Genomic DNA, 25,750 nt, shown 5'->3' on the forward strand with positions numbered 1-25,750 from the left:
CGCCTATTCCGCCACCGCTGCGACGGTCAACGGTTCGAGCGCGGCGCGCAATTGCGCCGGCAGCGTCACCGGACGACGCGTCGCGCGATCCACATAAACATGCACGAAATGACCTTGCGCGACGGGTTGATCTTCGCCTTCCTTGAACAGCCCCACTTCGTAACGTACGCTCGACGTACCGAGCCGCACGACCCGCAAGCCCGCGTCGACCCGGTCGGGAAACACCAGCGGCGCGAAATAGTTGCAATGCGTCTCGACCACGAGGCCGATCGTCGCGCCGTGCTCGAAGTCGAGCACACCGGCGCGGATCAGATACTCGTTCACTACCGTATCGAAGTAGCTGTAGTAAACGACGTTGTTCACATGGCCGTAGACGTCGTTGTCCATCCAGCGCGTCGTGATCGGCAGAAAGTACTGGTACGCCGCGCGCGCGGCCGGTGCGGGTTTATTCATCGTGACGGGTCTTGGTGGTTGTCTCGGTCGTTGTTCTGCCTGGTTGCCTTAAAGCGACTCGGTCAGCATGCGGCGGTAGTCGTCGGCTGTCGCTTCGCGCGGATTCGTGCGATGGCAGTGATCGGCCAGCGCGCCCTGGATGACCTTGTCGAACACGCTTTCGTCGACGCCCATCTGCTTCAGACCCGTCGGCAAACCAAGCCGCGCGGTCATGTCGAACAGCGCCTGCGCAAGATCCGCGTTCTCCGGCAAACCCATCACGCGACGCATCCGTGCATAGCGCTTTTCAGCGACCACGGTGTCGGCGGTTTCGTTGAAGCGCAGTACTGCCGGCAACACGACCGCGTTCAGCGTGCCGTGATGCAGCGACGTGCGCCCGTTGACCACCAGACCGCCCAACGGATGCGACAGCGAATGCACGCAGCCGAGGCCTTTCTGGAATGCCATCGCGCCTTGCATCGACGCGCTCATCATGTTCAGGCGTGCTGCACGATCGCTGCCGTCCGTCGTCGCGCGTTCGATGTTGGCCCACGCGCGCTCCAGGCCGTCGAGCGCGATGCCGTCCGCGGGCGGATTGAAGGCCGGCGCGAGGAAGGTTTCGATGCAGTGCGCGACCGCATCCATGCCGGTCGCGGCGGTCAAACCGGGCGGCAGCCCGAGCGTGAGCGCCGGATCGCACAACGCCGATTTCGGCAGCAGATGCCACGAGTGGAAGCCGAGCTTGCGGCCGTCGTTCAGAATCACGATCGCGCCGCGCGCGACTTCGCTGCCGGTGCCCGCGGTGGTGGGTACGGCGATCAGCGGCGCGGCGGCCTCGGTGATCTTCGGGCTGCCGCCTTCGATGGTCGCGTACTGGGTCAGCGCGCCCGGGTGTGTGGCCGCGATCGCCACACCTTTGGCCAGATCGATCGACGATCCGCCGCCCACCGCGATCAACCCGTCACAACCTTCGTCGCGATACCGCTCTGCGGCCGCCAGCACCATCGCTTCGGTCGGATTCGACGGCGTGTCGTCGAACACCGGTACGTCGCCGAACTTCAACGCATCGAGCGCGTGCTGCACGATGCCGGCTGCCACCACGCCCTTGTCGGTAATCAGCAACGGCCGCTTGATACCGATTCGCGCGCATTCCGACGGCAGTTGCGACAGCGCGTCATAGCCAAGATGGATATGGGTCAGATAGTAGATGTAGGCCATGTTGCCCCCTCCTTTATTCGAACCTATTGTCCAGGCTTCTCGACAAATTCGAACGGCAAGCCGCGCCGGCGCATCCATTCGCCGAGCGCCTGACCGGTGCCCGCGCGCCACGGACGCAGCCTGGCCGGTTCGATCAGCCGGTATTCGAGCAATTCCGGCGACAACGCGATCGTGCCGTATGCCTTCACGTGATACGCGATGATCAACTCGTTCTTGCGGATGAATTCGTATACGCCGATCAGCTCGACCGTCTCCGCGTGCAGCGAGGTTTCTTCGAGCACTTCGCGGGCGATGCCCTCTTCCGGCGTCTCGCCGTTCTCCAGAAACCCGGTGATCAGCGCGAACATGCCTTCCGGCCACGCGGCGTTGCGCGCGAGCAGAATCTTGCCCTCGTACTCGACGATCGCGGCCACCACCGGCAGCGGATTGTTCCAGTGGACGTAGCCGCATTCCGCATCGGGACAGGTCTGGCGCACGCGGCCGCCTTCGTGCTCGGCGTCGGCGCGCTCGACCAGAGGCGTGGCACAGCGTGGACAAAATTGATATTGAGTCATGGCGAGAGGGACGTCTTGCATGTCTTGTGTCTGATTATGTTTTGCGTGCCGCGCTGTACCCGGCGCGCGTTTTCAAGCCGTGCACAGTTCGCGCACTTCAGCGGCAAAACGCTCCACGGTTTCCGGTTGCGTGTCCCATGCGCACATCAACCGGCAACCGCCCGCGCCGATGAATTCGTAGAACTTCCAGCCGCGCGCGCGCATCGCCTTGGCAGCCTGCGCCGGCAGCTGCGAAAACACCGCGTTCGATTCGCTCGGGAACATGATGCTCACGCCGGGAATTTCCTGCAACCGCCATTGCAGCAATTGCGCCATCGCGTTCGCATGACGCGCGTTGCGCAGCCATACGTCGCCGTCGAGCAGACCGAGCCAGGGCGCCGAGATGAAACGCATCTTCGAGGCCAGCTGGCCGGCCTGCTTCAGACGGTAGGCGAAGTCGTCGGCGAGCGCCCGGTCGAAGAACACCACCGCTTCGCCGACCGGCAAACCGTTCTTGGTGCCGCCGAAGCACAGTACGTCGACGCCGGCGCGCCACGTGATCTCGGACGGATGCACGTCGAGCGCGGCGACCGCGTTCGCGAAACGAGCGCCGTCCATATGCACTTTCAGATGCCGCCGCTTCGCAATCGCCGCGATCGCCCGCACTTCCTCGACGCTGTAGACAGTGCCCACTTCCGTCGACTGTGTCAGCGTGACGACTTTCGGCTTCGGGTAATGGATATCGGCGCGGCGCGTGACGACCGCTTCGATCGCGTCCGGCGTGAGCTTGCCGCCGATGCCCGGCGCGGTCAGCAGCTTCGAGCCGCCTGAGAAGAATTCGGGGCCGCCGCATTCGTCGGTTTCGATGTGCGCGAGTTCGTGACAGATCACCGAGTGATATGACTGGCACAGCGACGCCAACGCCAGCGAATTGGCGGCCGTACCGTTGAACACGAAGAACACTTCGCAGTCGGTCTGGAACAGTTCGCGCAGACGGTCGCACACCTGGTTGGTCCAGGAGTCGTCGCCATAGGCCGGTTCGTGGCCGCTGTTGTTGGCGGCGATCAGCGCATCGAGCGCTTCGGGACAGATGCCGGCGTAGTTGTCGGACGCGAAATGTTGCATGGCTGGCGACGCGCCCGGCGACGGGCGCGCTGAGATGACCGGAAAGCGGTCATTTTAGTGCGCCAAGGGGTTATTTGTTTTTCGGTTGCCTGAGATTTGCAGGACGGCTGGTGCGACAAGCACATGTTTTCGCCGAAGCGCGGGCCGATGGACTTGACGGGCGCGCACTTGCGGACTCGGTCGACGCAGAAGATTTTGCAGAGCGGCTGTGGGCGAGTGTCTCGAATACGTGCCACGCGGCGTCCTTTGGCGTGCCGTCAGGAGCAGCCGCAATCCGGCATGCGACCACGGCCGCGCGGCGTGCGGGCCACGATGATCAGGCCGGCCGCGCCCAGCAGCAACGCGCCCGCCGCCAGCCACAGCGCCGGCGAAAACGATCCGGTATGTTCGGCAATCGGCGCGGCTACCAGCGGGCCGACGATCTGACCGACGCCATACGCCGCGGTCGCATAGCCCATCAGGCCTGCCGCATCGTCGCCGCGCAAACGGCGCGCCTCGCGCATCGCGAACAGGGTGATCGCGGTGAACGGCAGACCGATCAGAACGCTGCCGAACGAGAAGCCGCCCGCCGTCGGCCAGACGATGCCCAGCGCAATGCCGAAGGCCTGCAGCACATAACAGCCGGCAAGCAGCGTGCGATTGTCCCAATGCACCGGCAGCCGCGCCGCCAGCAGCGCGCCGACGATCAGCGCCGCGCCGAACATCGGCCAGAAAAGATCGGGCCAGGCCGAGCCCGGCAGCGCATGGCGCGCGATCACCGGCAGGAAGGTCGCAGTGATGATGTAGCCGAAGCCGGGCACGCCGTAGAGCAAGACCAGCCAGAAGGCGTCGGCGCGGTGCGGGGTGCGTTGGCTCACGGTGTGTTGCTCCGTGTGAGCGGCGGTAGTCGAGGCCGCACGGGCGCTCGCGCTTCGTGCGGTGGAGGCGGGCGCTGCGCCGAATACCGGCCAAACCACGATCGACAGCACTGCCGCGATGAGCCCGAAGCCGATCCAGCCCGCCGTCGCGCCATAGCCACCCGCGACGCTGACCAGCAATCCCGTGCCGACGATGCCGACGCCTGGGCCCATGTAAATCACGCCGCCCCACCCGTGCGCGCCGAGTTCGGCCAGCCGCCGCAGGCCCCACTGCGACGCGAATACGAAGGTCCAGGCGCTGATTGCGCCAGCGGCGAAACGCACCACTGCCCAAATCCAGAACTGGCTCGTGATACCCATCGCCAGCGTCAGCAGGACCGTGACGACGAGGCCGACTCGAACCATCCGCGCCGGCTCGACCCGCAGCGCCGCGCAGGTGATGGCGCCGACGAAATAGCCCGCGTAGTTGAACGACGCGAGCCAGCCGCCGTGCTGGATATCGATTTGCGGCTGCCCGAAGGCGCTACCGTGGAGCATCAGCGGCAACAACGGCGTGAACGCGAAGCGTCCGATGCCGAGCGCCACCGCCAGCGTGACCATGCAGGCAAGCGCCGCGCGACGGGCAGCATGGCGTTCGGCACGTACATCGTGCACATTCGAGGCGAGATCGTTCATAGGCGGCGGCAATCCAGCGGAGCCGGCGGTCGCCGGCGCATTGGATCCATATTAGCTTGACCGTTCGATCATGAAAAATGAATAATTTGGATGCAATCTATCGCCTGGAGAGAATCATGGATCTGGCCGCCTTGACTATTTTCCGCGCCGTCGTGCGGGAAAACGGCGTGACGCGCGCCGCTGCCAAGCTCAATCGCGTGCAATCGAACGTGACGACGCGTATCAAGCAGCTTGAAGAACAATTGGGCACTGATCTGTTCATCCGCGACGGCCGGCGCCTCGTGCTGACGCCTGCTGGCGAGACGCTACTGCCCTACGCCGAGCGGCTGCTCGCGCTTGCCGACGAAGCGCGTCACGCCGTGCGCCAGGATCGTCCGAGTGGGCGATTGCGGCTGGGCACGATGGAGAGCGTTGCGGCCACGCGCCTGCCTGGGTTGCTCGCGCGTTATCATCAGAACTGGCCAGACGTCGCGCTCGAACTCGAAACGGGCACCACTGGCAAGCTGATTGAGCGGGTACGCGAATTCGAAGTGGATGCCGCACTGGTGGCGACGCCGCCGGATCCTGCCGTGCTCGGCGAGTTGTTCGAGACAGTGCCGGTGTTCCGCGAGGAACTGGTGATGCTGACGCCGCGGGGGCATCGGCCGATTCGCGAAGTGCGGGATATTGCTTTATCGACTTTGATTGCGTTTGAACGCGGGTGTGCGTATCGCGCTTATATCGAGAAGTGGTATTTGGAACACGGTGTCAGGCCACCCCGGGTGCTGGAGCTGGGTTCTTATCATGCGATTGTGGCTTGTGTCGCCGCTGGGGCTGGGGTGGCTGTGGCGCCACGGTCGGTGTTGGATTTGCAATCCGATGCTAGCAATATTGCCGTGCATGCGCTTGCTGATATTGGGGTGATCGAGACGCTTCTCGTCTGGCGGCGGGGGCATTTTTCTTCTGCCCTGAATGCGTTGAAGAACACGCTGGTCGGTGTTGATGGTGCGGTTGAGTCGCCTTCGGCGGTGGCTTTTTCTTGATGTGCTTTTGTTTTTGTTTTTGTTTTTGCCTTTGGCGTTGGTTTGTTGGCTGTATGCCTACGGCGGTGGGCTTTTCTTGATTTGTTTGCCCTCCAGGCGGTTTTGCTTGTACGCCTGCGACGGTGGCTTTTTCTTTTCTTTTTGGTTTATTGGCGTTCCCCCTGTGCGGGGGGAACGCTAATAAACCAATATCAATTCAAGGAAAGGCCACCGCCGTAGGCACACAGAAATAAAGCGCCGCGCAAGGCAAACAAAGCAAGAAAAGGCCAACGCCGTGAGCACAAGGAACATGAGCGCCGCGGAGGCAAAAAGACCACTGCTGCGCGAGCAAACCACAACCCCATCCCGCGCAGCAAACTCCCGCAGCTTTAAAGCTGCCCTTCAACCCACCCCTTAACCCCCGCAAGCGCCGCAGGCAAATTAGCCGGTTCAGTCCCGCCAGCCTGCGCCATATCAGGGCGCCCACCACCCTTCCCCCCTACTTGCTGCGCGACAAAATTGACCAACTCCCCAGCCTTGACCTTCTTGCTGGCGTCCGCCGTCACACCGGCAATCAAACTAACCTTGCCGCCTTCAACCGAGGCCAGCACAATCGCCGCGTTCTTCAACTTGTCCTTCAGCTTATCGACAGTCTCCCGCAGCGTCTTCACATCCGCGCCCTCAAGCGTGGCAGCCAACACATGCACGCCGGCAACTTCAATCGCCTGGCCGGCAAGCTCATCGCCCTGACTCGAAGCCAACCTGGACTTCAACGCGCCAAGCTCCTTCTCCAGCGACTTCACCTGATCCTGCACCTGCACGATCCGCTGCGTCAGTTCCGACGGCTGCGCCTTCAATGCAGCAGCAGCCGCATTGATCCGCGCATCGAGGTCCTGCACGAAGCGCACTGCGTTGTCGCCAGTAATCGCTTCCACGCGACGAATGCCCGCAGCAACGCCGCCTTCCATCACAATCTTGAAGAAACCGATATCGCCGGTGCGATGCACGTGCGTGCCACCGCACAACTCACGCGAGAAACCAAGGTCAAGCACGCGCACTTCGTCGCCGTATTTTTCGCCGAACAGCGCCATCGCGCCGCCTTTCACCGCTTCGTCGAACGGCATCACCCGCACGATGCCCGGCGCGTTCGCCAGCACTTCAGCGTTGACGATTTCTTCGACACGACGGATCTGCTCGTCGGTCATCGGCGCGTTGTGCGCGAAGTCGAAACGGGTCTTCTCCGGGTCCACCAGGGAACCCTTCTGCTGCACGTGCGAACCGAGCACTTCGCGCAGCGCCTTGTGCATCAAGTGGGTAGCCGAGTGATTGCGGGCCGTGCGCGCGCGGCGCACTGCGTCGATCTCAGCCTTCACGACGTCGCCGACTTTCAGCATGCCCTGCTCGAGCGTACCGTGATGGCCAACCACGTCGGCCTGCACCTTCAGCGTATCGGTAACCGCAAAGCGCACGCTCGCGTTAGCCAACACGCCCTGGTCGCCGACCTGGCCGCCCGACTCCGCGTAGAACGGCGTGTGGTCGAGCACGACAACCGCCTGCTGGCCGTGGGTCACTTCCTTCACCGACGCACCGTCTACGTACAACGCGATCACTCTCGCGTCGTCGAAGACGATTTCTTCGTAACCGTGGAACGTGGTCTTCGCGCCCGAGTATTCGAGGCCCTGCGCCATCCTGAACTTGCCGGCCGCGCGAGCCTGTTCGCGCTGACGCGCCATCGCTTCGTCGAAGGCGGTTTCGTCGACCGTCACTTCGCGCTCGCGGCACACGTCCGCCGTCAGATCGAGCGGGAAACCATAAGTGTCGTGCAGCTTGAATGCGAGTTCGCCGTCGAGTGTCTTGCCGCCCTTCGCTTCGAGGTCGGCCAGCGCGCCTTCGAGAATCGACATGCCGTGCTCGATGGTCTCGAAGAAACGCTCTTCTTCCTGACGCAGCACGTCGGTCACGCGCTGTTCCGCTTCCTTGAGTTCCGGGTACGCGCCGCCCATCTGCGCAACGAGGTCCGCGACCATGCGATGAAAGAACGAACCCTTCTTGCCGAGTTTGTAGCCGTGGCGGATCGCGCGGCGCACGATACGGCGCAGCACGTAACCGCGGCCTTCGTTGCCTGGAATCACGCCGTCGACGATCAGGAACGAGCACGCGCGGATGTGATCGGCGATCACCTTCAGCGAGTTGTTCGTCAGATCGGCCACGCCGGTTTCGCGGCCAGCCGCCTTGATGAGCGCCTGGAACAGGTCGATCTCGTAGTTGCTGTGCACGTGCTGCAACACCGCGGCGATCCGCTCCAGACCCATGCCGGTATCGACGCACTGCTTGGGCAGCGGCGTCATGTTGCCCTGGGCATCGCGGTTGAACTGCATGAACACGAGATTCCAGATCTCGATGTAGCGGTCACCGTCTTCTTCAGGAGACCCCGGCGGGCCGCCCCACACGTCCGGGCCGTGGTCGTAGAAGATTTCCGAGCACGGGCCGCACGGGCCGGTGTCGGCCATCTGCCAGAAGTTGTCCGACGCGTAGCGCGCGCCCTTGTTGTCGCCGATGCGGATGATCCGCTCGACCGGCACGCCCACTTCCTTCGCCCAGATGTCGTGTGCTTCGTCGTCTTCGTGATAGACGGTGACCCACAGCTTGTCTTTCGGTAGCTGGTACACGCCCGTCAGCAATTCCCACGCGTAGTGGATCGCGTCGCGCTTGAAGTAGTCGCCGAACGAGAAATTGCCCAGCATTTCAAAGAACGTGTGGTGACGCGCGGTGTAGCCGACGTTTTCCAGATCGTTGTGCTTGCCGCCGGCGCGCACGCTGCGCTGCGCGGTCGTGGCGCGCGAATACGGACGCGATTCCGCGCCGAGGAACACATCTTTGAACTGCACCATTCCCGAGTTGGTGAAGAGCAGTGTCGGGTCGTTGCCGGGCACAAGGCTCGACGAGCGGACGATCGTATGGCCCTTCGATTCGAAGAACTTGAGGAATTTCTCGCGGATTTCGGCGGCTTTCATAGCGTGCGGGGACGGTCCTGACTGTTTCCGGCGGCATCATGGGGATGCGCCAACTGTTTGTTTCTTAAACGACTGATTATACGGGATCGGCGCCCGTGCGCGGCGGCGCGCCCTGCACCCGTTGTGCACCGTTAGCCGTTCGGCCAGGTTTGGCCGGGTAGCGCGGGACATGGCGAGGCGCGTCATTCGTCCTATGCCGTTCGGCTGACTGCGCCGCCGCGCGGGAATCGCTTAAGATTGCCCACATCGACGGCGCCTCACGCGCCGCTTCGGCTACCCAGGAGACATCGAAGAATATGGGCGCTCTCAGTCATATCCGCGTGCTGGACCTCACCCGCGTGCTCGCCGGGCCCTGGTGCGCGCAAACACTCGCCGATTTCGGCGCCGACGTCATCAAGATCGAACGCCCCGAGGCCGGTGACGACACCCGTCATTGGGGGCCGCCGTATCTGAAAACGCCGCAAGGCGACGATACGCGCGAGGCCGCCTACTACCTCGCGGCAAACCGCAACAAGCGCTCGGTCACCGTGGATATCGCGTCCCCCGAAGGCCAGCGGATCATCCGCGAACTGGCCGCGCAAAGCGATGTGGTGCTGGAGAACTACAAGGTCGGCCAGTTGAAGAAGTACGGTCTCGATTACGCGTCGCTGAAAAAAGTGAAGCCCGATCTGATCTACTGCTCGGTGACCGGCTTCGGGCAGACCGGGCCGTATGCGCAGCGCGCGGGCTACGACTTCATTGTGCAAGGCATCGGCGGCTTCATGAGCATTACCGGCGAGCGCGACGGCCAGCCGGGCGGCGGCCCGCAGAAAGCCGGCGTCGCGATCGCCGACCTGATGACCGGCATGTATTCGACCATCGCCGTGCTGACCGCGCTCACGCATCGCGACCGCACGGGCGAAGGCCAGTACATCGATATGGCGCTGCTCGACGTGCAGGTGGCGATGCTTGCCAACATGAATTCGAATTTTCTCGCCAGCGGCCAACCGCCGGTGCGCTGGGGCAATGCACATCCGAACATCGTGCCCTACCAGACCTTCCAGACCAGCGACGGCTGGATCATCGTCGCGGTCGGCAACGACGGCCAGTTCCGCAAGTTTGTCGAAGCCGGCGGCCGTGCGGAGTTGGCCGACGACGAACGCTTCGCGAGCAACCCGGCTCGGGTGCGCCACCGCGACATTCTGGTGCCGATCCTCGCGGACATGGTCCGCCTGCAGGGCAAGCAGCAATGGATCGCCGCGCTGGAAGCCGCCGGCGTGCCGTGCGGGCCGATCAACGATCTGGGCGAGGTGTTCGAGAACGAGCAGGTGGTGGCGCGCGGCATGCGAGTCGATCTGCCGCATCCGTCAGGAGGCACGGTCAAGCTGGTGCGCAATCCGATCAATATGAGCGGCACGCCGCCCGAGGCGCTTGCCCATCCGCCCACGCTCGGCGAGCACACCGACCGCATCCTGCGCGACGTGCTCGGTTATGACGAGGCGCGGATCGCGGCGTTGCGGGAACAGTCGGTGATTTAAGCGTGGCAGCGGAGCGGTGTCGGCGTCCGAACCGGAGCGTCCAGTCCTGGCGGCACCCATGGCAGCGCGCCACAGTCACTCAAGGCCAGCGCTCGTCGCGCCCAGCCCGCCAAGGGTGACTCACGCCGAGGCTCACGCCGGCTTACCGAACGAAGCCAGCCAGCGCAGCGCTTCGTCCCAATCGCCGAGCCCGCTGTCGGCGTTGATATGCCCGCGCGGGCCAATGCCGATCCAGCGGCTGCCCCACGCCGTCGCGCAGGCCTGTGAGAACGGCACGGCGCCGTATGAATCGTCGCTGCTGGCGACGACAATGCTCGCAAACGGCAAGCGCGCCAGCGGCACCGGCCCAAACCCGCTGGCATCCTGCGGGAACTGCGCCCCAGACGGATCGGGCACGGCCACCAGCAACGCACCCGCTACCTTCGCAAGCTGCACGGCGCTGGCGTACTGCGCCGCCCAGAAAACCGTGGTCAGACAGCCGAGGCTGTGAGCGGCCAACACCACAGGGGCATCGGCAGCGGCTACCGCCGCGTCGAGCGTACGGCACCACACACCGCGCGCGGGATGATCCCAGTCCGGCATCTGCACGCGCGCGAACGCGGGATCGAGCGCTTCCCAGCGCGTTTGCCAGTGGCCCTCGCCGGAATTCTGGTAGCCCGGCAGCACGAGTACTTCTGTTTTTTGTCCGCTCATCACCTTCCCCGTCACAGATCGTTTTTTTGGATCGGCCGAAGCCGCAGTTCAATGAATCACACGTCCCACGCCCACGCCGCGCGGATCGGCTGCCGGCTCCGGGTTCGTGCCGTCGACGCGAATCAGTTGCACGTCGCCGTTGAACTGCTGTCCTTGCAACGTATAGCCCTTCGCTTGCAGTTGCTCGGCCAACTCGCCCGTGATCGGATGATACGGCTCCCAGTAGATCGTCTTCTGCGGCAGCAACTGGTGATGGAAACGCATTGCAGCCAGCGCATCGGCAGGCGCCATATTGAAGTCGTACAGGTTCGTCATCACCTGAAAGATCGACGTGAAAATGCGTGAGCCGCCCGGCGTGCCGATCACGAGCGACACCTTATCGTCCTTCAACAGAATGGTCGGCGCCATCGACGACAGCGGCCGGCGCCCCGGCGCTACCGTGTTGACTTCGTTGCCGGTCACGCCGAACTGATTCCCGGTGCCCGGTTTAACGACGAAGTCGTCCATTTCGTCGTTCAGCAGGAAGCCGCCGCCGTCCACCACCACGCCCGAGCCGAACGGCCCATTCAGCGTGTAGGTATTCGATACGGCGTTGCCCCACTTGTCGACCACCGAGAAATGCGTGGTTTGCGCTTTTTCCGGCATCGTGTCGCCAAGGCCCGGTTTGACCGGCGTCGCGCCCGGCACTGCGTCGGGTTTGACCTCGTCGGCGCGTCGCGCGAGGTAGGCATCGTCGATCAATTTGTCGACCGGCACCTTGTACGAATCCGGGTCGCCCAGGTACTGCTGGCGATCGGCGAATACGCGGTCTTCGATCTGCGCGATCAGGTGGATGTACGGCACGGAGTTCAGTTCGAGGCCGTCGAAGGCCGGCTTCAGATCCGTCTTCATTTTCAGCATCTGGATCAGTCCGACGCCGCCCGAACTCGGCGGCGGCGCCGAGACGATCCGGTAGCCATTCCACTCTGCCGTGACCGGCTGGCGCCAGACCGCCTTGTATTGAATCAGGTCCTGTCTGGTCACGAGACCGTGGCCGTACATGTGCCGCGCGATCAGATCGGCGGTGCGGCCTTCGTAGAATTCACGCCCGCCGTCGCTGGCGATGCGCGACAGGGTTTGCGCAAGCTCGGGCTGACGGAACGCGACGCCCGCTTTCAGATTCGAGAAATAGGCATCGAAATTGGTTTTGCCGGCAAAATCCTTCGCCGCGTCGTCGTGGCGTTTCTGCAGCCACGGCTCGACCTGGAAACCGTCGGTGGCGTAACGGATCGCGGGCGCCAGCACCTGCTTCCACTTCAGCTTGCCGAAACGCTGCTGCGCTTCCCACATGCCGTCTACAGTTCCCGGCACGCCCACCGCGCGATGGCCGACGAGGCTCATGCCCGCCACGAGATTGCCTTTGTCGTCGAGGTACATGTCACGGGTCGCCAGTTGCGGCGCGCGTTCGCGGTAGTCGAGAAAGTACGGTTTGCCGTCCATGAACACCGTCATGAAACCGCCTCCGCCGATGTTGCCGGCGTCCGGATAAGTCACGGCGAGCGTGAAGGCGATCGCCACCGCGGCATCCACCGCGTTGCCGCCGGCGGCGAAGATCAGCTGCGCGGTGTCGGCACTGTAGCGATCCGGCACGGCCACCGCCGACGCGTCCAGCACGGCCTTCGGCGTGGCGGTTTTCGCCAGCGCCGGCGCCGGGGCGACGAAACTGCCGGTGAATGCGGCGAACACGGCCGCGGCCGTCAGGATTCGAGCAAGGGAAAGAGAGGCGAAAGGCGCGCGAGGCGCGTCGTGCGTCGGGACGGACATCCGAGAAACTCCGGGAACCAAGGGCGTCATGTTGCACGAACGGCAGGCGTTCGTGCAAGGCGGCCAAGGGTGGCGTGGCCTGTCGTTATAGCACCTCTACCGCATTTCGCCGCACGTCGCCCGGCCTCGAAATTCCGCCCAAACCGCTCAAACGTTGGCTGCGCGCCGCATTCGCCTGCCGCGAAGAGAGTCGTCAGGTAGAATTGACGGATAAGTGAGCGCATTGCGCGCCCCCGACAGACTTTGACCTTTTCGCATGAATACCGAACGCAACGACGCGCCAGCGGCATCCAATTTCATCCGCAACATCATTGACGACGATAACCGCACCGGCAAGTGGGGCCAACGCGTAGAAACGCGCTTTCCGCCTGAGCCGAATGGCTATCTGCATATCGGTCACGCAAAGAGCATCTGCCTGAATTTCGGCGTGGCGCGCAGCTACGGCGGCGTGTGCCATCTGCGTTTCGACGACACGAATCCGGAAAAGGAAAGCGTCGAATACGTCGACTCGATTATCGATTCCGTGCGCTGGCTCGGCTTCGAGTGGGACAAAGACGGCAAGGAACAGCTCTACTTCGCAAGCGACTACTACGACAAACTGTACGAATTCGCCGAGCTGCTGATCGAGCGCGGCAAGGCGTATGTGGATAGCCAGTCGGCCGAAGAAATGCGCGCGAACCGCGGCTCGGCAACCGAAGTCGGCACGCCGTCGCGGTTCCGCGATCGTTCCGTGCAGGACAACCTCGACCTGTTCCGCCGCATGAAAGCCGGCGAGTTCAAGGAAGGCGAGCACGTGCTGCGCGCGAAGATCGACATGTCGTCGCCGAACTTCAATATGCGCGATCCGGTCATCTACCGGATCCGCTTCGCGCATCATTACCGCACCGGCGACACATGGTGCGTGTACCCGATGTACGACTACACGCACTGCATCTCGGACGCGTTGGAAAACATCACGCATTCGCTGTGCACGCTCGAATTCGAAGACCACCGTCCGCTGTACGACTGGATTCTGAACGAGCTGGCCGAAGCCGGCATTTTCACGCGCCCGCTGCCGCAACAAATCGAGTTTTCGCGCCTGAACCTGACCTACGCGATCACCAGCAAGCGCAAGCTGCTGCAACTGGTGACCGAAGGCCACGTCGACGGTTGGGACGACCCGCGTATGCCGACCATCGTCGGCCTGCGCCGGCGCGGTTTCACGCCGGAGGGCATCCAGTTGTTCTGCGAGCGCATCGGCGTCACCAAGGTCGATTCGTGGATCGACATGAGCGTGTTCGAAGGCGCGCTGCGCGACGATCTGGATGAAAAGGCGCCGCGCATCGCGGCTGTGCTCGACCCGATCAAACTGATCATCGACAACTTCCCCGAAGGCGTCACCGAATCCTGCAACGCGCCGGTGCATCCGCACCATCCGGAACACGGCGTGCGCGAATTCCCGATCTCCCGCGAACTGTGGATCGAGCGCGACGACTTCACCGAAGCGCCGCCGAAGGGCTATTTCCGCCTGTTCCCAGGCAACAAGGTGCGCTTGCGCTACGGCTACGTGATCGAATGCACGGGCGCTGAAAAGGACGAGAACGGCAACGTCGTTGCAGTCCACTGCAACTACTTCACGGACAGCAAATCGGGCACCGAAGGCGCGAACAACTACAAGGTGAAGGGCAACATCCACTGGGTCAGCGCCGCAGGCGCGTGCCCGGCCGAGGTGCGCATCTACGACCGTCTGTTCAGGGAACCGCAACCGGACGCGGGCGGCCGCGACTACCTCGAAGCGCTCAATCCGGATTCGAAGCGCGTGGTCAATGCCTACCTGGAACCTGGCGCACGCGACGCGCTGCCGGAACAGCGCTATCAGTTCGAGCGCCACGGCTACTTTGTCGCCGACCGCGTCGATTCGAAACCGGGCAAACCCGTATTCAATCGCATCGTCAGTCTGCGCGACAGTTGGGGCAAGCCGGCGTAAGCTGGAACGGCTTTTCGCTTATAGAAGATCTGGAGTTGAACACGGCGTGCATCTTGTGAGCGAGGTGCGCGCCGTTTCGTTGCATCACGTTCCATCGACAGTGACAGCGCGGCATACGTGCGCGCCGGTCCGGGAGATCCGATGAAAGTTGCAGCCCGCTGCGGGGCGAGTGCATGGGGCACACGTCACGCGCGTACCGTTCCCGCAGTACTTCCTGCAATACATTCCGCACGCATGGCACTTAGCACATGCGGAGCACGTGGTGCGCTCGTGGCGCTGCTTATGTGCGGCGCGGCGTCGCTTACATGCACCGCTCACGCCGACGAGCTGACCGGCACGCTGAAGAAAATCCACGACGACGGCGTGGTCGTGCTCGGCGTGCGCGAAGCATCGATTCCCTTCTCCTACTTCGACGGCAAGCAGACGATTGGCTACTCGCAGACTATCGCGCTGCAGATCGTCGATGAAATCAGGAAGACGCTCGGCATGCCGCAGTTGAAGGTGCACGAAATCACCGTGACCTCGTCGAACCGCACGCCGATGCTGCTGAACAATCAGATCGATCTGGAGTGCGGCTCGACCACCCACACGGTCGAGCGCGAGAATCTGGCCGCTTTCTCGAACAGCTTCTTCCAGTACGCGGTGCGCATGATCGCGCGCAAGGGCAGCGGCATCACGGACTTTCAGGATCTAGCCAGCAAGACGGTGGTCACGACCGCCGGCACCTCCGACGAACGCCTGCTGCGCCGCCTGAACACCGATAGACATCTAAACATGCGCATCACCAGCGCGCGCGATCATCAGGAAGCATTCGACGCGCTCAAGGATGAGCGGGCGGTGGCCTTCGTGATGGACGAGCCGATCGTGTACGGTTTCAAATCGACCGACCCGCACCCCGAAGACTTCGTGGTGACCGGCACGCCGCTCGGCTATGAAGTCTACGCATGCATGTTCCGCAAGGGCGACGAGCCGTTCCGCAATCTGGTGAATGGGGTGATCGCGCGCGGCCAGACGTCCGGCGACGCGGAACGTCTGTACAAGCTGTGGTTCACGCAGCCGATTCCGCCGCACGGCATCAATCTGAATTTTCCGCTGTCGGAACAAAACCGCGCGCTGTTCGCTCATCCGAACGACCGCGCGCTCGACTGAAGCGCCGGGCAGCCGGGGCGTGGGACCGCCCGCACGGCTGCCGCTACAGCGAGCGATGCAGGTCCGCGAGCGAAAGCGTGGTTTGAAAGAGCCTTGTGAGGCTGCGGCTCGCATACCGTTCGACTTCGTCCGGCGCGGCCCAGCGGTACGCATCCATTTCGGGAATCAGCGTGCCGTCCGAGCGGCGCGGAAACAACGACGTGCAAATGCACGAAGACAGATCGAGTTCGCCGGCGGTGGCGCGAGCGGCAAACAGATGCAGATCCTTGTCACGCCGATAGACGAACAGGCCGAGATCGTTCAGGCGCTCGGCCGCAATCGCCATTCCGGTCTCCTCGACCATCTCGCGCAGCGCGGTGACGCGCGGCGCCTCGCCCTCTTCCCCGTGTCCTTTCGGAATATCCCAATGCGACGTTTCGGTGGCGTGCGCGAGCAGCACCCGGCCATCCGGATCGAGCAGCACGACGCCGCACGACACGACCCGCGCGCTCATCGCCGCACCGCGCCATCGGGCGGGTGCACGGCTCCGAACAGCGCCGGCCGCGAGGCCACGCGCCTCGTCATACCGGCCTGCATGCCCAGTGCTTTTTCTGCAATTGCCAGGCGCCGCTGCCCTGCTTGCACAACTGCGGACGCAGGCTCACCGACTGCCCTTTCGCGTCCAACACGACGCCCACGTCGCGGCAGGTACGATCGCCGTCCTTAGCCGTGCTCGCGACAGTGATCACGGCGTCGATTTTCACGCTGTTGCCGGCGCCTTCGTTAATCCAGTCCGCGCTTTCGCCGTCCTGCCCGGTGTTCAGCGCGGTGATCACGGCTGCATTGATCGAGTCGACGTCGCGCTGTTTCATCCCGCTGAGCGGCGTGTCGTTCAGAAAACCGCGGTTCGCCGCTTGCGCGCTGATCGCGCCACCAGGCGGCAGGTCGCCGACGGTCAGATGAAAGAGAGCACGGGTTCGCATCGACATGAAGGGTTCTCCTCGAAGCGTGATTCGGGCGGTCACAAGCGCGCAAGCCTCTGCTCGTGATCTGGACCCCAAAAGCATAGCATGGCGCCCCGCCGGGAGTGCCCGCGCGAGACAACCCGCGGCTGCCGATTGACGCCGAGCCGGCACAAACGGGCACGCCGTTCTGCTCAGTGTTTTAGGACAAGTCTCATACCTTCGTAGGAAAAGCCTGCTTAAGATTGATTGTTGCGCATCAGCGCAGATCAAGCTTCAAACAGCTCATCATGGATATCTCGTTCGCCCTCGAAACTTTCACCGTCGTCCTCGCGCTGCTTTGCGTGGCGCTCATGCCGGTTGCCATCCGCCGCGATCCAGGTCTCGCGCGGCGCATCGTGCGTATGGACGGATTACCGCGCGCACGCTGGCCAAATCTGCTGACACGGGTCGGCACCGCTTGTCTGCTCGCATCGTTTGCGCTGCTGCTGGTCGGCTGCTATCTGATACTCACGGGCACAGGCAGTTGAACGCGACCCGGGCGGCGGCCCAAGCCGCCCGGATCGTGTTCACTGCGCGGCCGGCTTGTATCCATCGGTCAGCGTATTCAAAAACGCCACCACGTCCTTGATCTCGGCCTCGTCGAGCGCCGGCTTGTCGCCCGGCTTGCGATCGAATGGCGGCTCGGTATTCAGATTGGCCCAGTAACGCTGCGGCAAATCGTCGAACTTCTGCACTTTCCCCTTCGAGACCGGATAGAACTTCTCCGGATTCGTATCGCGCTCGGCATAAAAGCGCACCGCCTCGTCCAGCGAATGATAAATACCGTTGTGGAAGAAGCTCTTCTTCAACGCGACGTTGCGCAGCGTCGGCGTACGGAAGATGCCGCAAAACTCGTCGCGCCCCTTCAGATCGGTACGCTCCGGCCCGCAGGCGCCGAGGTCGTAGAAATGCGGATCGCGGTTCACCGGCAGCGCCCAGTTGCGCGGCACACCGATCGCGATCAAACCAAAATCGCTGAACTGGGGCGGTGCACCGTCCCTGCTGCGCTGGCTGATATGGCAGCTCGCGCAATTGCCCTTCTTTTCGTCGTTGAAGAGTTGCAGGCCGTGCAGTTCGGCCTGGGTCAGTTGCGCTTTGCCGGCCAGATACGCGTCGTATTTGCTGGTGTACGGGTAGAAAAGCTCCGGCGTTTGCTCGAAGGTTTCCAGCGCTTGCAGCACGGCTTTGAAGGTAGCGTCGTCATTGTCGAAAATGTGCTCGCCGAATGCCGCGCGGAAGGCGTCGGCGTACGGCGCGGCTTTCACGGCGGCCGTGATCTTCCGCGGCGAGCTGCCCATTTCAAACGACGACAACAGCGGAATCCGTGCCTGGTCCGCACCGCGGTCGACCCGGCCGTCCCACGTCAAACCGCCGGTCGGACCCGCATCGACGCTTTCGTCGCCTTCGTCATCCGACTCGTGATAATGCTCGGCGAATGCAGGCACCGATTGCAGGTACTTGAGCGTGGGCGCGGCGCGCATGCCGGTGCGGTGCATATCGCTGCCGCCGAGTTGCGCCGACAGCGAATTGGCCGGCGCGAACCCGTGATCGGGACTGTGGCACGACGCGCACGCCAGTTTGCCCGAGCCGGACAGCGACGCGTCGGAGAACAGCCGCTTGCCGAGCGCCGTCATCTGGCGCACCGATTCGTAAACTTGCGCGCGGGTCTGGCCACCGTCATGCGCGGCCGCTTGCACCACCGAGGCCGCCGCCGGTGCGGCAGCGACCGCGGGCGCCGAGGCGAGCGACGCGCTTGCAGCCACATCCGACACCACAGCAGCCGCCCCGCCGGCCGACGGCGCCCGTGCATCGCACGCCGCCAATGTCATTGCCATCGCCAGCGCGGCGCCAACCCCAGCCGGCCGCACAAGACGCCGCGCCGCCAGCCGAACCGCTCTTTCCCGAATCCCCGTCAGACCAAGCCGCATAAGAATGATGTGAGTGCTTTCGATGTTGAAGTGCGCGAGCGTATTTCATCGACATGTCGTTTAAATGACATATAGCCGACGAAAAACCTTGGAACGAATGCATTCGTAATTAATTACATCTCTCTGTCAAATTCCCTTGCGAAACTTTCGTCCGTGGCCATCCGTGTAAGCACTGGACAAGCCGGTCCCCAATGCGAGAGAGAAAACATACCCAATGAACAAGAAACTGATCTGCGCGACGCCTGTCGCGATCGCCGCAGCGCTGAGCCTGTATGCATGCGGCGGCAGCGAAGTCACGCAGCCGGACATCACGTCGATCAAGACTGTCGTGGTGATCTACGCGGAAAACCGCAGCTTCGACAATCTGTACGGCAATTTCCCGGGCGCCAACGGCTTGCAGAACGTGACGGCGGCGAGCGCAACGCAGGTCGACCGGAGCGGCACACCGCTCGCGACGCTGCCGCAGGTATGGAACGGCCTGACGCAAACCGGCGTGACGCCGGCGGTGACGCAGGCCATGACCGCCAACCTGCCGAACAGCCCGTTCGCCATCGACGATCCGAACGGTTTCAACACGCCGATCACCGCCACGACGCGCGACCTGTACCACCGGTTCTACGAGAACCAGATGCAGATCAACGGCGGCAAGAACGACAAGTTCGCCGCATGGGCGGATTCCGGCGGCCTCGTGATGGGCCACTACACGCTCAACGCCGACAAGCTGCCGCTGTGGAAGATCGCGCAGCAATACACGTTGGCCGACAACTTCTTCATGGGCGCGTTCGGCGGCTCGTTCCTGAACCACCAGTGGCTGATTTGCTCATGCACGCCGACCTATCCGAACGCGGACAAGAGCCCGGCGGCGGTATCGATCTCGGCGGTGGAAAGCGACGGCGTCACGCTGAAGCTCGCGGCCAATTCACCGGCTTCGGCGCTGAGCGGTCCGCCGAAATATGTGCTCTCGGGCAACCTCACGCCTGACTTCTACGCGATCAACACGATGCAGCCGCCGTTTCAGCCGAGCGGCAATAAGGCGGCTTCTGGCGGCGACGCCACGCTGGCCGATCCGAGCCTCGTCACCACCTTGCCGGCGCAGACGCAGCAGAACATCGGCGACCTGCTGAACAACGCGCAAGTATCGTGGGCATGGTACGGCGGCGCATGGGGCGCGGCGCTGTCGGCGACGCAAACCGGCACGTCGAACGTGATCTACGGCCCGAATCTGACGGCGCCGAACTTCCAGCCGCATCACCAGCCGTTCAACTACTTCGCCGATCTCGCACCGGGCACCGCGAACCGCGCGCAGCACCTGCTCGACGGCGGCATGGCCGGCTCCGAGTTCATCAAGGCCGTGGACGCCGGCACGCTGCCGCAAGTGTCGTTCTACAAGCCGCAGGGCAACCTGAACGAGCACCCGGGTTACACCGACGTGGCGTCGGGCGACCAGCACATCGCCGACGTGATCGCGCATCTGCAGAAGAGCCCGCAGTGGAACAACATGCTGGTGGTCGTCACGTACGACGAAAACGGCGGCTTCTGGGATCACGTGGCGCCGCCGAAAGGCGATCGCTGGGGTCCGGGCACGCGGATTCCGGCGCTGATCATCTCGCCGTACGCGAAGAAGGGTTTCGTCGATCACACGCAGTACGACACGACGTCGATCCTGCGCTTCATCACGCACCGCTTCTCGCTGCCGACGCTGCCGGGCATCTCGGCTCGCGACGCCGCGCTGGTCAGCAACGGCGCCAAGCCGATGGGCGATCTGACGGCCGCGCTGAACATCAAGCAATAATCGCCAGGCAACAGTCCGCCTGACGGCGCGGCTTTGACAGGGCAGCTTCGGCTGCCCTTTTTTGTTTTCGTCGCGCGGGGGGCGGGGTGGCGCGCTCGTGCCGGACGTAAGCCATGACGCGAGCAGGGACACAAGCCGAGCCCCAAACGCGCCGTCGTTACCCGGCGTATGCTTCCAGCAAAGGCGCGATCGTTCCCGTCGATGGCGGCTCGAAACTTCAAGCAGCGTGTTACAGGCCTGGCCCACTCACCAAGGAGTTCGACAGCATGACTGAAAAAACCATCAAGGTCCCCGGTCCCGATCATCCGATTACGATCGAGCCGAGCAAAGCCCGCGTGGTCGTGACCGTAGCCGGCCGCGTGATCGCCGACACGCGCGATGCGCTGACGCTGCGCGAAGCGTCGTATCCGCCCGTGTATTACATTCCGCGCAAGGACGTCGAGATGGCGCTGCTGCAACGCACCGATCACGCGACCTATTGCCCGTATAAGGGCGACTGCGCGTACTACAGCATTCCCGTGGGCGGCGAGCGCGCGGTGAATGCAGTGTGGACGTACGAGTCGCCGTACGCGGCGGTAAAGGAGATTGCGCAGCATCTGGCGTTCTATCCGGATCGCGTCGATTCGATCGACGTGCAACCGGCATCGTGAAGCCATCGGCGGCAAGAACACACGCTCGGGAGAAGAAGGCTCTGAAGCACCGCGGACCGCGGTGCGAGCATTTGAAGTACGGCAGGAGGGACTCGAACCCCCCACCCTCGGCTTAGAAGGCCGATGCTCTATCCAGCTGAGCTACTGCCGTAATGAAGAGAGGCGATGCCACACCAACTTACGATGTGCATCACCCGCAATGAGAACCCGCTCTCGGGCTTTGGCAACCTGTGCCCTGCACGCTACAGCGCGCGCCGCAGGGTTCGCGGGATACCGAAATTGTAACTGACCGGGCCGGGACTGGAAATCTCAACCATGCTCAGCAGTCGTCGTCATGTCATGTCACGAAAACAAACGGGCCCGGCAGGTTGCGCCGGGCCCGGATTATAACCGATCGATTCTCGCCCGCCAGCACGCAGCAGGCGAATCGAATGCAATCAAACCGGCTGCGGATGCAACATGAACCAGCCGAGGAACCCGATCCCCGCGATCACACAGTACACGCCGAACGAGGCCAGACGTCCGCGGCCTTCGAAATAGCGCATCAGGAAACGCACGCTGAGATAAGCCGCGATCGCGGTCAACACGCCGCCCAGCAGCGCATCGGCGAGTTGGCCCGGCGCGTGGAACAGCTTCGGCAATTCGAGAACGCCGGCCGCGAAGATGATCGGCGTGCCGAGCAAAAACGAAAACTCAGCGGCCTTGTCTGCCGTCAGGCCGGCCGCATTGCCGGCGATCATCGTCAGACCGCTGCGCGAAAAGCCCGGGATCAGCGCGCCGATCTGCGCCAGCCCGACGAAAAACGCCTGACGGAAGGTCAGCTTCTCCGGCGGCTGATGCGCACGCGAGCGTTGCAGACGATCGCCGAACCACAGCAGCACGCCGTTGACGATCAGCGCGATCGCGACGATGCGCAGATCGTGAAAGAGCCGCTCGAGCCGCTTTTCCAGCAGCAGCCCGACCAGACCGGCCGGAATCGTGCCGATGATGAGCGCCCACATCAGGTGCGCATCGTCGTTGGGACGGCCGCCGAACGACGCGAAGAAACCGCGCACCAGTGCGTACCAGCGCTTGCGGAAGTACCACAGCAGCGCGAGCGCGGTACCGAGGTGCAACGCGACGAGGAACGGCAGCAACTGGGGCGCGTGCTTGTCGATATGCATGCCGAACAGTGCGGGCACGAGCAGGGTATGGCCGAGGCTGCTAACCGGAAACAGTTCCGTGACGCCTTGCAACACGCTTAGGAAAATCAGAAACGATAGGTTCACGCGGCGGTCCTCTTCGTAAGGAAAGTGTCGGGGAACAGCGCGCCGCGAAACGATAGAACCGGCGCGTCAAAGCGCACCGATTATGCCTGGCTGCAATGACACCGCCAAGCTTTTGAACCGCGTTTGGGAAAATTTTGATGCACCGCGTCACAACTCGAAACCATTGTTACGCGGCAGATAAACAAATAGGGCCGCTGTGGCGGCGGCCCTATGTTTCATACGGAATTCGGTGCGCTCAAACGCCCGGCTCGCAATGAACGGACCGGTGGATGGCGAAACAGGACAGTAGGATCAGCGTTCGAGCTTGTAGAAAAAGTAGACCGTGCTTGCTGCGAACATGCCGAACAAAGACACAGCCATTGCCATTGCGAGATCCATAATGCCTCCTGAGCCGGTCTCGCCCGGCAGTCGAAGACACCGGGCAGTCAGACGGATTATCGGCAAGGATGGCGCGTCTGCGACACCCGCAATTTCCCGAGAAGGGTTTCCCCGTAGCGCGAAGCAGCGCAGAATCTTCGTCTCGCGTGGCGCTTGCCGCCGGGTCCAGCCGCGAGTTGGATTCGCCGTCGCGCCCGCTTTGTGTTCGCGCGTTCCGGCGCTCTCGACCCGCTATTAACCTGCTATCAACCCGCAATTAACCATTACCAACCAGGCCCATCGACCATGCCCCTCTCCCCGCAACAGGACATTCTCGAGATTGCCCAGGACGCCTCCGTGCTCCGTTTCGCGCCACAAGCCGGCGGCCGGCTGCTGTCGTGGACCGTCGACGGCGAACCGGTGATCCATTGGCCCGAGCACGCCGACTGGAGCCAGCCCGCCAGGATCCGCGGTGGCAATCCGTTGCTGTTTCCGTTTCTCGGACGGCATCGCGTCGACGGCAAGATCGGCTATTGGCGCGACGCCGAAGGTACGGTGCGCGCGTTGCCGATGCACGGCTTTGCACGCGACCTGCCATTCGAGGCTCACGCGGACGGGCACGGCGCCGGTCTGCGCATGATCCTGACCGACAGCGACGCGACCCGCAGCGGCTATCCGTTCGGCTTCCGTTTTGAAGCCGCGTACAGCCTGATCGACGCGCGCACGCTCGAAGTCACGCTGACCGCCGCCAACACCGGCGACGCGCCGCTGCCCTACTACGCCGGCCACCATTTCTATTTCACGCTGCCGCACACCCAGCGCGGCGAGACCTCACTGGAACTGCCGCGCACCGAACGGCGCTATCAGCAGGACGACGGCTCGATCAGCGCGGCCGAGCCGGGCGAGACGCACTATACGCTCGACGAGGCGCGCATTCTCGACCGCTTCCATTGTCTCGACGGCGCGCCTGATCGGCCCGTACGCCTCGTCGCGCCCGGCCTGAACCGGGTCATCACGATCGACCTGCAACGCCCGGACTCGGCGCCCTGGTATGCAGTGACGACATGGACCGAAGCCCCCGGCTCGGATTTCTACTGCGTCGAGCCATGGCTGGGGCTGCCGGATGCGATTCACAACGGCATGGGCTTGCGCTGGCTCGAACCCGGTCAAAGCGAGACGGCTGCGTTGCGCATCAGCGTTAGCGCGCTTAGCTGATTGCGGCCCCATCCACGCGCTGCAACCCGTTTTTCGGATGCTGCAACGCAAAACCGTTAGAATCGACAGCTTTTGCATCTACCTGCCGCGTGATCGGGATCGGCGCGTGGCAGCGCTTTGCGAGGTCCAATGTTTGACACAACAAGAATGATGAAGCGGCTTGCCTGCGCGTCGTTACTGGCAGTGCTTACCGCCTGCGGGTCTGCGACGGTGGGTCCGGGGTTCTACCGCGTGGAACGGGGCGATACGCTCTCGAAGATCGCACGCAGCAACCGGCAGTCGGTGCAAAGCATCGTGCGCTGGAACAATCTGACGAACCCGGACAGCATCGAGGTCGGTCAGGTGTTGCGCGTGGCGCCACCGGGCAACGCGGCAGCGACGAGCGGCGCTGTACGCAGCAGCGGTGGCGGGAGCGCAAGCGCTTCGGCCACGCCACGCGCAGCGCCCGCCGACAGTTCGCCGTCGTCCGCGCCGGCTTCGTCGATCTCGCTGGTATGGCCGGCCGACGGCACGGTGATACGAAGCTTCGACGGCGCCAATTCGAAGGGCATCGATATTTCGGCTGCGTCGGGCACCCCCGTGGTGGCCGCGGCGGCGGGCACGGTGGTCTATGCCGGCAACGGCCTGCGCGGCTACGGCAACCTGCTGATTCTCAAGCACAACGCCGAGTATCTGACGGCCTACGCGCACAACCGCGTGCTGCTAGTGAAGGAAGGTCAGACGGTCGCGCGCGGTGAGAAGATCGCCGAGATGGGCGACACCGACACCGACCGCGTGATGCTGCACTTCGAGTTGCGCTATCAGGGCCGCTCGATCGATCCGTCGCGCGCACTACCTGCTCGCTAGCGGGTCGGGCCATTAGCGGGTCGTTCGTGGCCCGTTATCCACGCGTTAGCGGCGCCGGGCACGGCGGACTGCAACCGGGGCCCCGGGGAACCCAACATGCTATAAAACGCTCAATCTGATACGCGACGTGGCCAACCGCCACGTCGTTCTTGTTATTTGTAAGGAATCTGCAATGAAGAGCGCATTTGCGTCGGTGGCCATGGCCGCGGCGGTTGGCCTCGGCGTGCTGGCGCTCGGCAGCCTCAGCGGCTGCTCCAGCACCACCACGATGACTTATCTGCCCAGCGGCGACACCGGCTTCGCGATCAACTGCAGCGGTAGCGACGCGAGCTCAAGCTGGGCCGAGTGCTACAAGCGCGCCGGCGAAGTCTGCGGCAACTACGGCTACGACGTCGTTTCGAAGGACGTCGACAACGGTGCCACCTCAGGTGGCTCGATCGGCGGGATCTTCGGTGCGAACGTGAAGAACCGGTCGATGGTAGTGCGCTGCAAACAGTGACAGCAAGCCGGCCGCGCGCGCGTGCGCATCGATAGTGGAGCGGATAAAAAAAGCCCGGCACGAGGCCGGGCTAACGGGGGTTCGGCGCATATCGGCAAAGGACCGGTTCACCATGCGCCAGAAGGAAATCTAACAATCCGCCTATACTCGCGCAATCTATTAATTTCGCATGCAATGTGATGCGGCGTACGGAGCCCGCATTATGCGATGCCGGAATCAATAAAATAAG

General features: G+C 63.4%; 22 protein-coding genes and 1 tRNA gene. 10 read left to right on the top strand and 13 right to left on the bottom strand.

Features of this window, described 5'->3' with window-relative positions; translation table 11 throughout:
• Nucleotides 1-3: 3 nt before the first annotated feature.
• The 5 genes from AC3WOG_RS15005 to AC3WOG_RS15025 all read right to left on the bottom strand — a co-directional run bounded on the left by AC3WOG_RS15005 (nt 4) and on the right by AC3WOG_RS15025 (nt 4,840).
• Complete coding sequence (locus tag AC3WOG_RS15005; RefSeq protein WP_492578726.1) at nt 4-453, bottom strand: acyl-CoA thioesterase; 450 nt, start codon at nt 451-453, stop codon at nt 4-6.
• 48 nt (nt 454-501) lie between these two features.
• On the bottom strand, nt 502-1,650 hold the full coding sequence (gene gbd, locus AC3WOG_RS15010; protein ID WP_492578727.1) for a 4-hydroxybutyrate dehydrogenase: 1,149 nt from the start codon (nt 1,648-1,650) through the stop codon (nt 502-504).
• A gap of 23 nt (nt 1,651-1,673) precedes the next feature.
• Nucleotides 1,674-2,204 carry an NUDIX domain-containing protein gene (locus tag AC3WOG_RS15015; protein ID WP_492579811.1) on the bottom strand — a complete coding sequence of 177 codons (531 nt, stop codon included), beginning with the start codon at nt 2,202-2,204 and terminating at the stop codon, nt 1,674-1,676.
• Between the two features lie 72 nt (nt 2,205-2,276).
• Nucleotides 2,277-3,308: a threonine aldolase family protein gene (locus tag AC3WOG_RS15020; RefSeq protein WP_492578728.1), complete on the bottom strand. Its 1,032-nt coding sequence runs from the start codon at nt 3,306-3,308 to the stop codon at nt 2,277-2,279.
• A 257-nt stretch (nt 3,309-3,565) separates the two neighbouring features.
• Entirely contained in the window at nt 3,566-4,840 is a 1,275-nt protein-coding gene (locus tag AC3WOG_RS15025) for a YbfB/YjiJ family MFS transporter (RefSeq protein WP_492578729.1), read from the bottom strand.
• Between the two features lie 116 nt (nt 4,841-4,956).
• On the opposite strand from AC3WOG_RS15025, the gene AC3WOG_RS15030 reads away from it, so the two are divergent.
• Nucleotides 4,957-5,862, top strand: coding sequence for a LysR family transcriptional regulator (locus AC3WOG_RS15030; protein WP_492578730.1), 906 nt, complete (start codon nt 4,957-4,959; stop codon nt 5,860-5,862).
• A 368-nt stretch (nt 5,863-6,230) separates the two neighbouring features.
• Here the strand turns inward: AC3WOG_RS15030 and alaS are convergent, their stop codons facing one another.
• Nucleotides 6,231-8,855 carry an alanine--tRNA ligase gene (alaS, locus tag AC3WOG_RS15035; protein ID WP_492578731.1) on the bottom strand — a complete coding sequence of 875 codons (2,625 nt, stop codon included), beginning with the start codon at nt 8,853-8,855 and terminating at the stop codon, nt 6,231-6,233.
• A gap of 296 nt (nt 8,856-9,151) precedes the next feature.
• On the opposite strand from alaS, the gene AC3WOG_RS15040 reads away from it, so the two are divergent.
• Nucleotides 9,152-10,372, top strand: coding sequence for a CaiB/BaiF CoA transferase family protein (locus AC3WOG_RS15040; protein ID WP_492578732.1), 1,221 nt, complete (start codon nt 9,152-9,154; stop codon nt 10,370-10,372).
• Between the two features lie 132 nt (nt 10,373-10,504).
• On the opposite strand, the gene AC3WOG_RS15045 is transcribed toward AC3WOG_RS15040, so the two are convergent.
• Together AC3WOG_RS15045 and ggt are read right to left on the bottom strand one after the other, a co-directional pair.
• Nucleotides 10,505-11,065, bottom strand: a complete 561-nt coding sequence (locus AC3WOG_RS15045; protein ID WP_492578733.1) for an RBBP9/YdeN family alpha/beta hydrolase — start codon at nt 11,063-11,065, stop codon at nt 10,505-10,507.
• A gap of 48 nt (nt 11,066-11,113) precedes the next feature.
• Nucleotides 11,114-12,868, bottom strand: coding sequence for a gamma-glutamyltransferase (gene ggt / locus AC3WOG_RS15050; RefSeq protein ID WP_492578734.1), 1,755 nt, complete (start codon nt 12,866-12,868; stop codon nt 11,114-11,116).
• Between the two features lie 256 nt (nt 12,869-13,124).
• Here ggt and AC3WOG_RS15055 point away from each other — a divergent pair, with 256 nt between their 5' ends.
• On the top strand, nt 13,125-14,834 hold the full coding sequence (locus AC3WOG_RS15055; RefSeq protein WP_492578735.1) for a glutamine--tRNA ligase/YqeY domain fusion protein: 1,710 nt from the start codon (nt 13,125-13,127) through the stop codon (nt 14,832-14,834).
• Nucleotides 14,835-15,068: 234 nt separating this feature from the next.
• Nucleotides 15,069-15,983 (top strand): transporter substrate-binding domain-containing protein, encoded by a 915-nt coding sequence (locus AC3WOG_RS15060; protein ID WP_492578736.1) that lies wholly within the window; start codon nt 15,069-15,071, stop codon nt 15,981-15,983.
• A 43-nt stretch (nt 15,984-16,026) separates the two neighbouring features.
• Here the strand turns inward: AC3WOG_RS15060 and AC3WOG_RS15065 are convergent, their stop codons facing one another.
• Together AC3WOG_RS15065 and AC3WOG_RS15070 are read right to left on the bottom strand one after the other, a co-directional pair.
• A complete protein-coding gene (locus tag AC3WOG_RS15065; protein ID WP_492578737.1) occupies nt 16,027-16,476 on the bottom strand; it encodes an NUDIX hydrolase in 450 nt (149 codons plus the stop codon).
• Nucleotides 16,477-16,543: 67 nt separating this feature from the next.
• Complete coding sequence (locus AC3WOG_RS15070) at nt 16,544-16,951, bottom strand: hypothetical protein (protein ID WP_492578738.1); 408 nt, start codon at nt 16,949-16,951, stop codon at nt 16,544-16,546.
• Between the two features lie 263 nt (nt 16,952-17,214).
• Between AC3WOG_RS15070 and AC3WOG_RS15075 the strand changes: the two genes are divergently transcribed.
• Nucleotides 17,215-17,454 (top strand): hypothetical protein, encoded by a 240-nt coding sequence (locus AC3WOG_RS15075; RefSeq protein ID WP_492578739.1) that lies wholly within the window; start codon nt 17,215-17,217, stop codon nt 17,452-17,454.
• Between the two features lie 39 nt (nt 17,455-17,493).
• Here the strand turns inward: AC3WOG_RS15075 and AC3WOG_RS15080 are convergent, their stop codons facing one another.
• Nucleotides 17,494-18,894 (bottom strand): cytochrome-c peroxidase, encoded by a 1,401-nt coding sequence (locus AC3WOG_RS15080; RefSeq protein ID WP_492578740.1) that lies wholly within the window; start codon nt 18,892-18,894, stop codon nt 17,494-17,496.
• A 214-nt stretch (nt 18,895-19,108) separates the two neighbouring features.
• On the opposite strand from AC3WOG_RS15080, the gene AC3WOG_RS15085 reads away from it, so the two are divergent.
• Nucleotides 19,109-20,686 carry an acid phosphatase gene (locus AC3WOG_RS15085; protein ID WP_492578741.1) on the top strand — a complete coding sequence of 526 codons (1,578 nt, stop codon included), beginning with the start codon at nt 19,109-19,111 and terminating at the stop codon, nt 20,684-20,686.
• A 266-nt stretch (nt 20,687-20,952) separates the two neighbouring features.
• Nucleotides 20,953-21,336 carry a DUF427 domain-containing protein gene (locus AC3WOG_RS15090; protein WP_492578742.1) on the top strand — a complete coding sequence of 128 codons (384 nt, stop codon included), beginning with the start codon at nt 20,953-20,955 and terminating at the stop codon, nt 21,334-21,336.
• A 77-nt stretch (nt 21,337-21,413) separates the two neighbouring features.
• Here AC3WOG_RS15090 and AC3WOG_RS15095 read toward each other — a convergent pair.
• Both AC3WOG_RS15095 and AC3WOG_RS15100 read right to left on the bottom strand, forming a co-directional pair.
• A tRNA-Arg gene (locus tag AC3WOG_RS15095) sits at nt 21,414-21,487 on the bottom strand.
• Between the two features lie 286 nt (nt 21,488-21,773).
• On the bottom strand, nt 21,774-22,604 hold the full coding sequence (locus AC3WOG_RS15100; protein ID WP_492578743.1) for an undecaprenyl-diphosphate phosphatase: 831 nt from the start codon (nt 22,602-22,604) through the stop codon (nt 21,774-21,776).
• Between the two features lie 663 nt (nt 22,605-23,267).
• Between AC3WOG_RS15100 and AC3WOG_RS15105 the strand changes: the two genes are divergently transcribed.
• The 3 genes from AC3WOG_RS15105 (at nt 23,268) to AC3WOG_RS15115 (ending at nt 25,521) form a co-directional block, all read left to right on the top strand.
• Nucleotides 23,268-24,176: an aldose epimerase family protein gene (locus AC3WOG_RS15105; RefSeq protein ID WP_492578744.1), complete on the top strand. Its 909-nt coding sequence runs from the start codon at nt 23,268-23,270 to the stop codon at nt 24,174-24,176.
• Nucleotides 24,177-24,305: 129 nt separating this feature from the next.
• Complete coding sequence (locus tag AC3WOG_RS15110; protein WP_492578745.1) at nt 24,306-25,022, top strand: peptidoglycan DD-metalloendopeptidase family protein; 717 nt, start codon at nt 24,306-24,308, stop codon at nt 25,020-25,022.
• A 172-nt stretch (nt 25,023-25,194) separates the two neighbouring features.
• Entirely contained in the window at nt 25,195-25,521 is a 327-nt protein-coding gene (locus tag AC3WOG_RS15115; RefSeq protein WP_492578746.1) for a hypothetical protein, read from the top strand.
• Nucleotides 25,522-25,750: the final 229 nt, after the last annotated feature.

Source organism: Paraburkholderia sp. FW306-02-B (assembly GCF_058782725.1).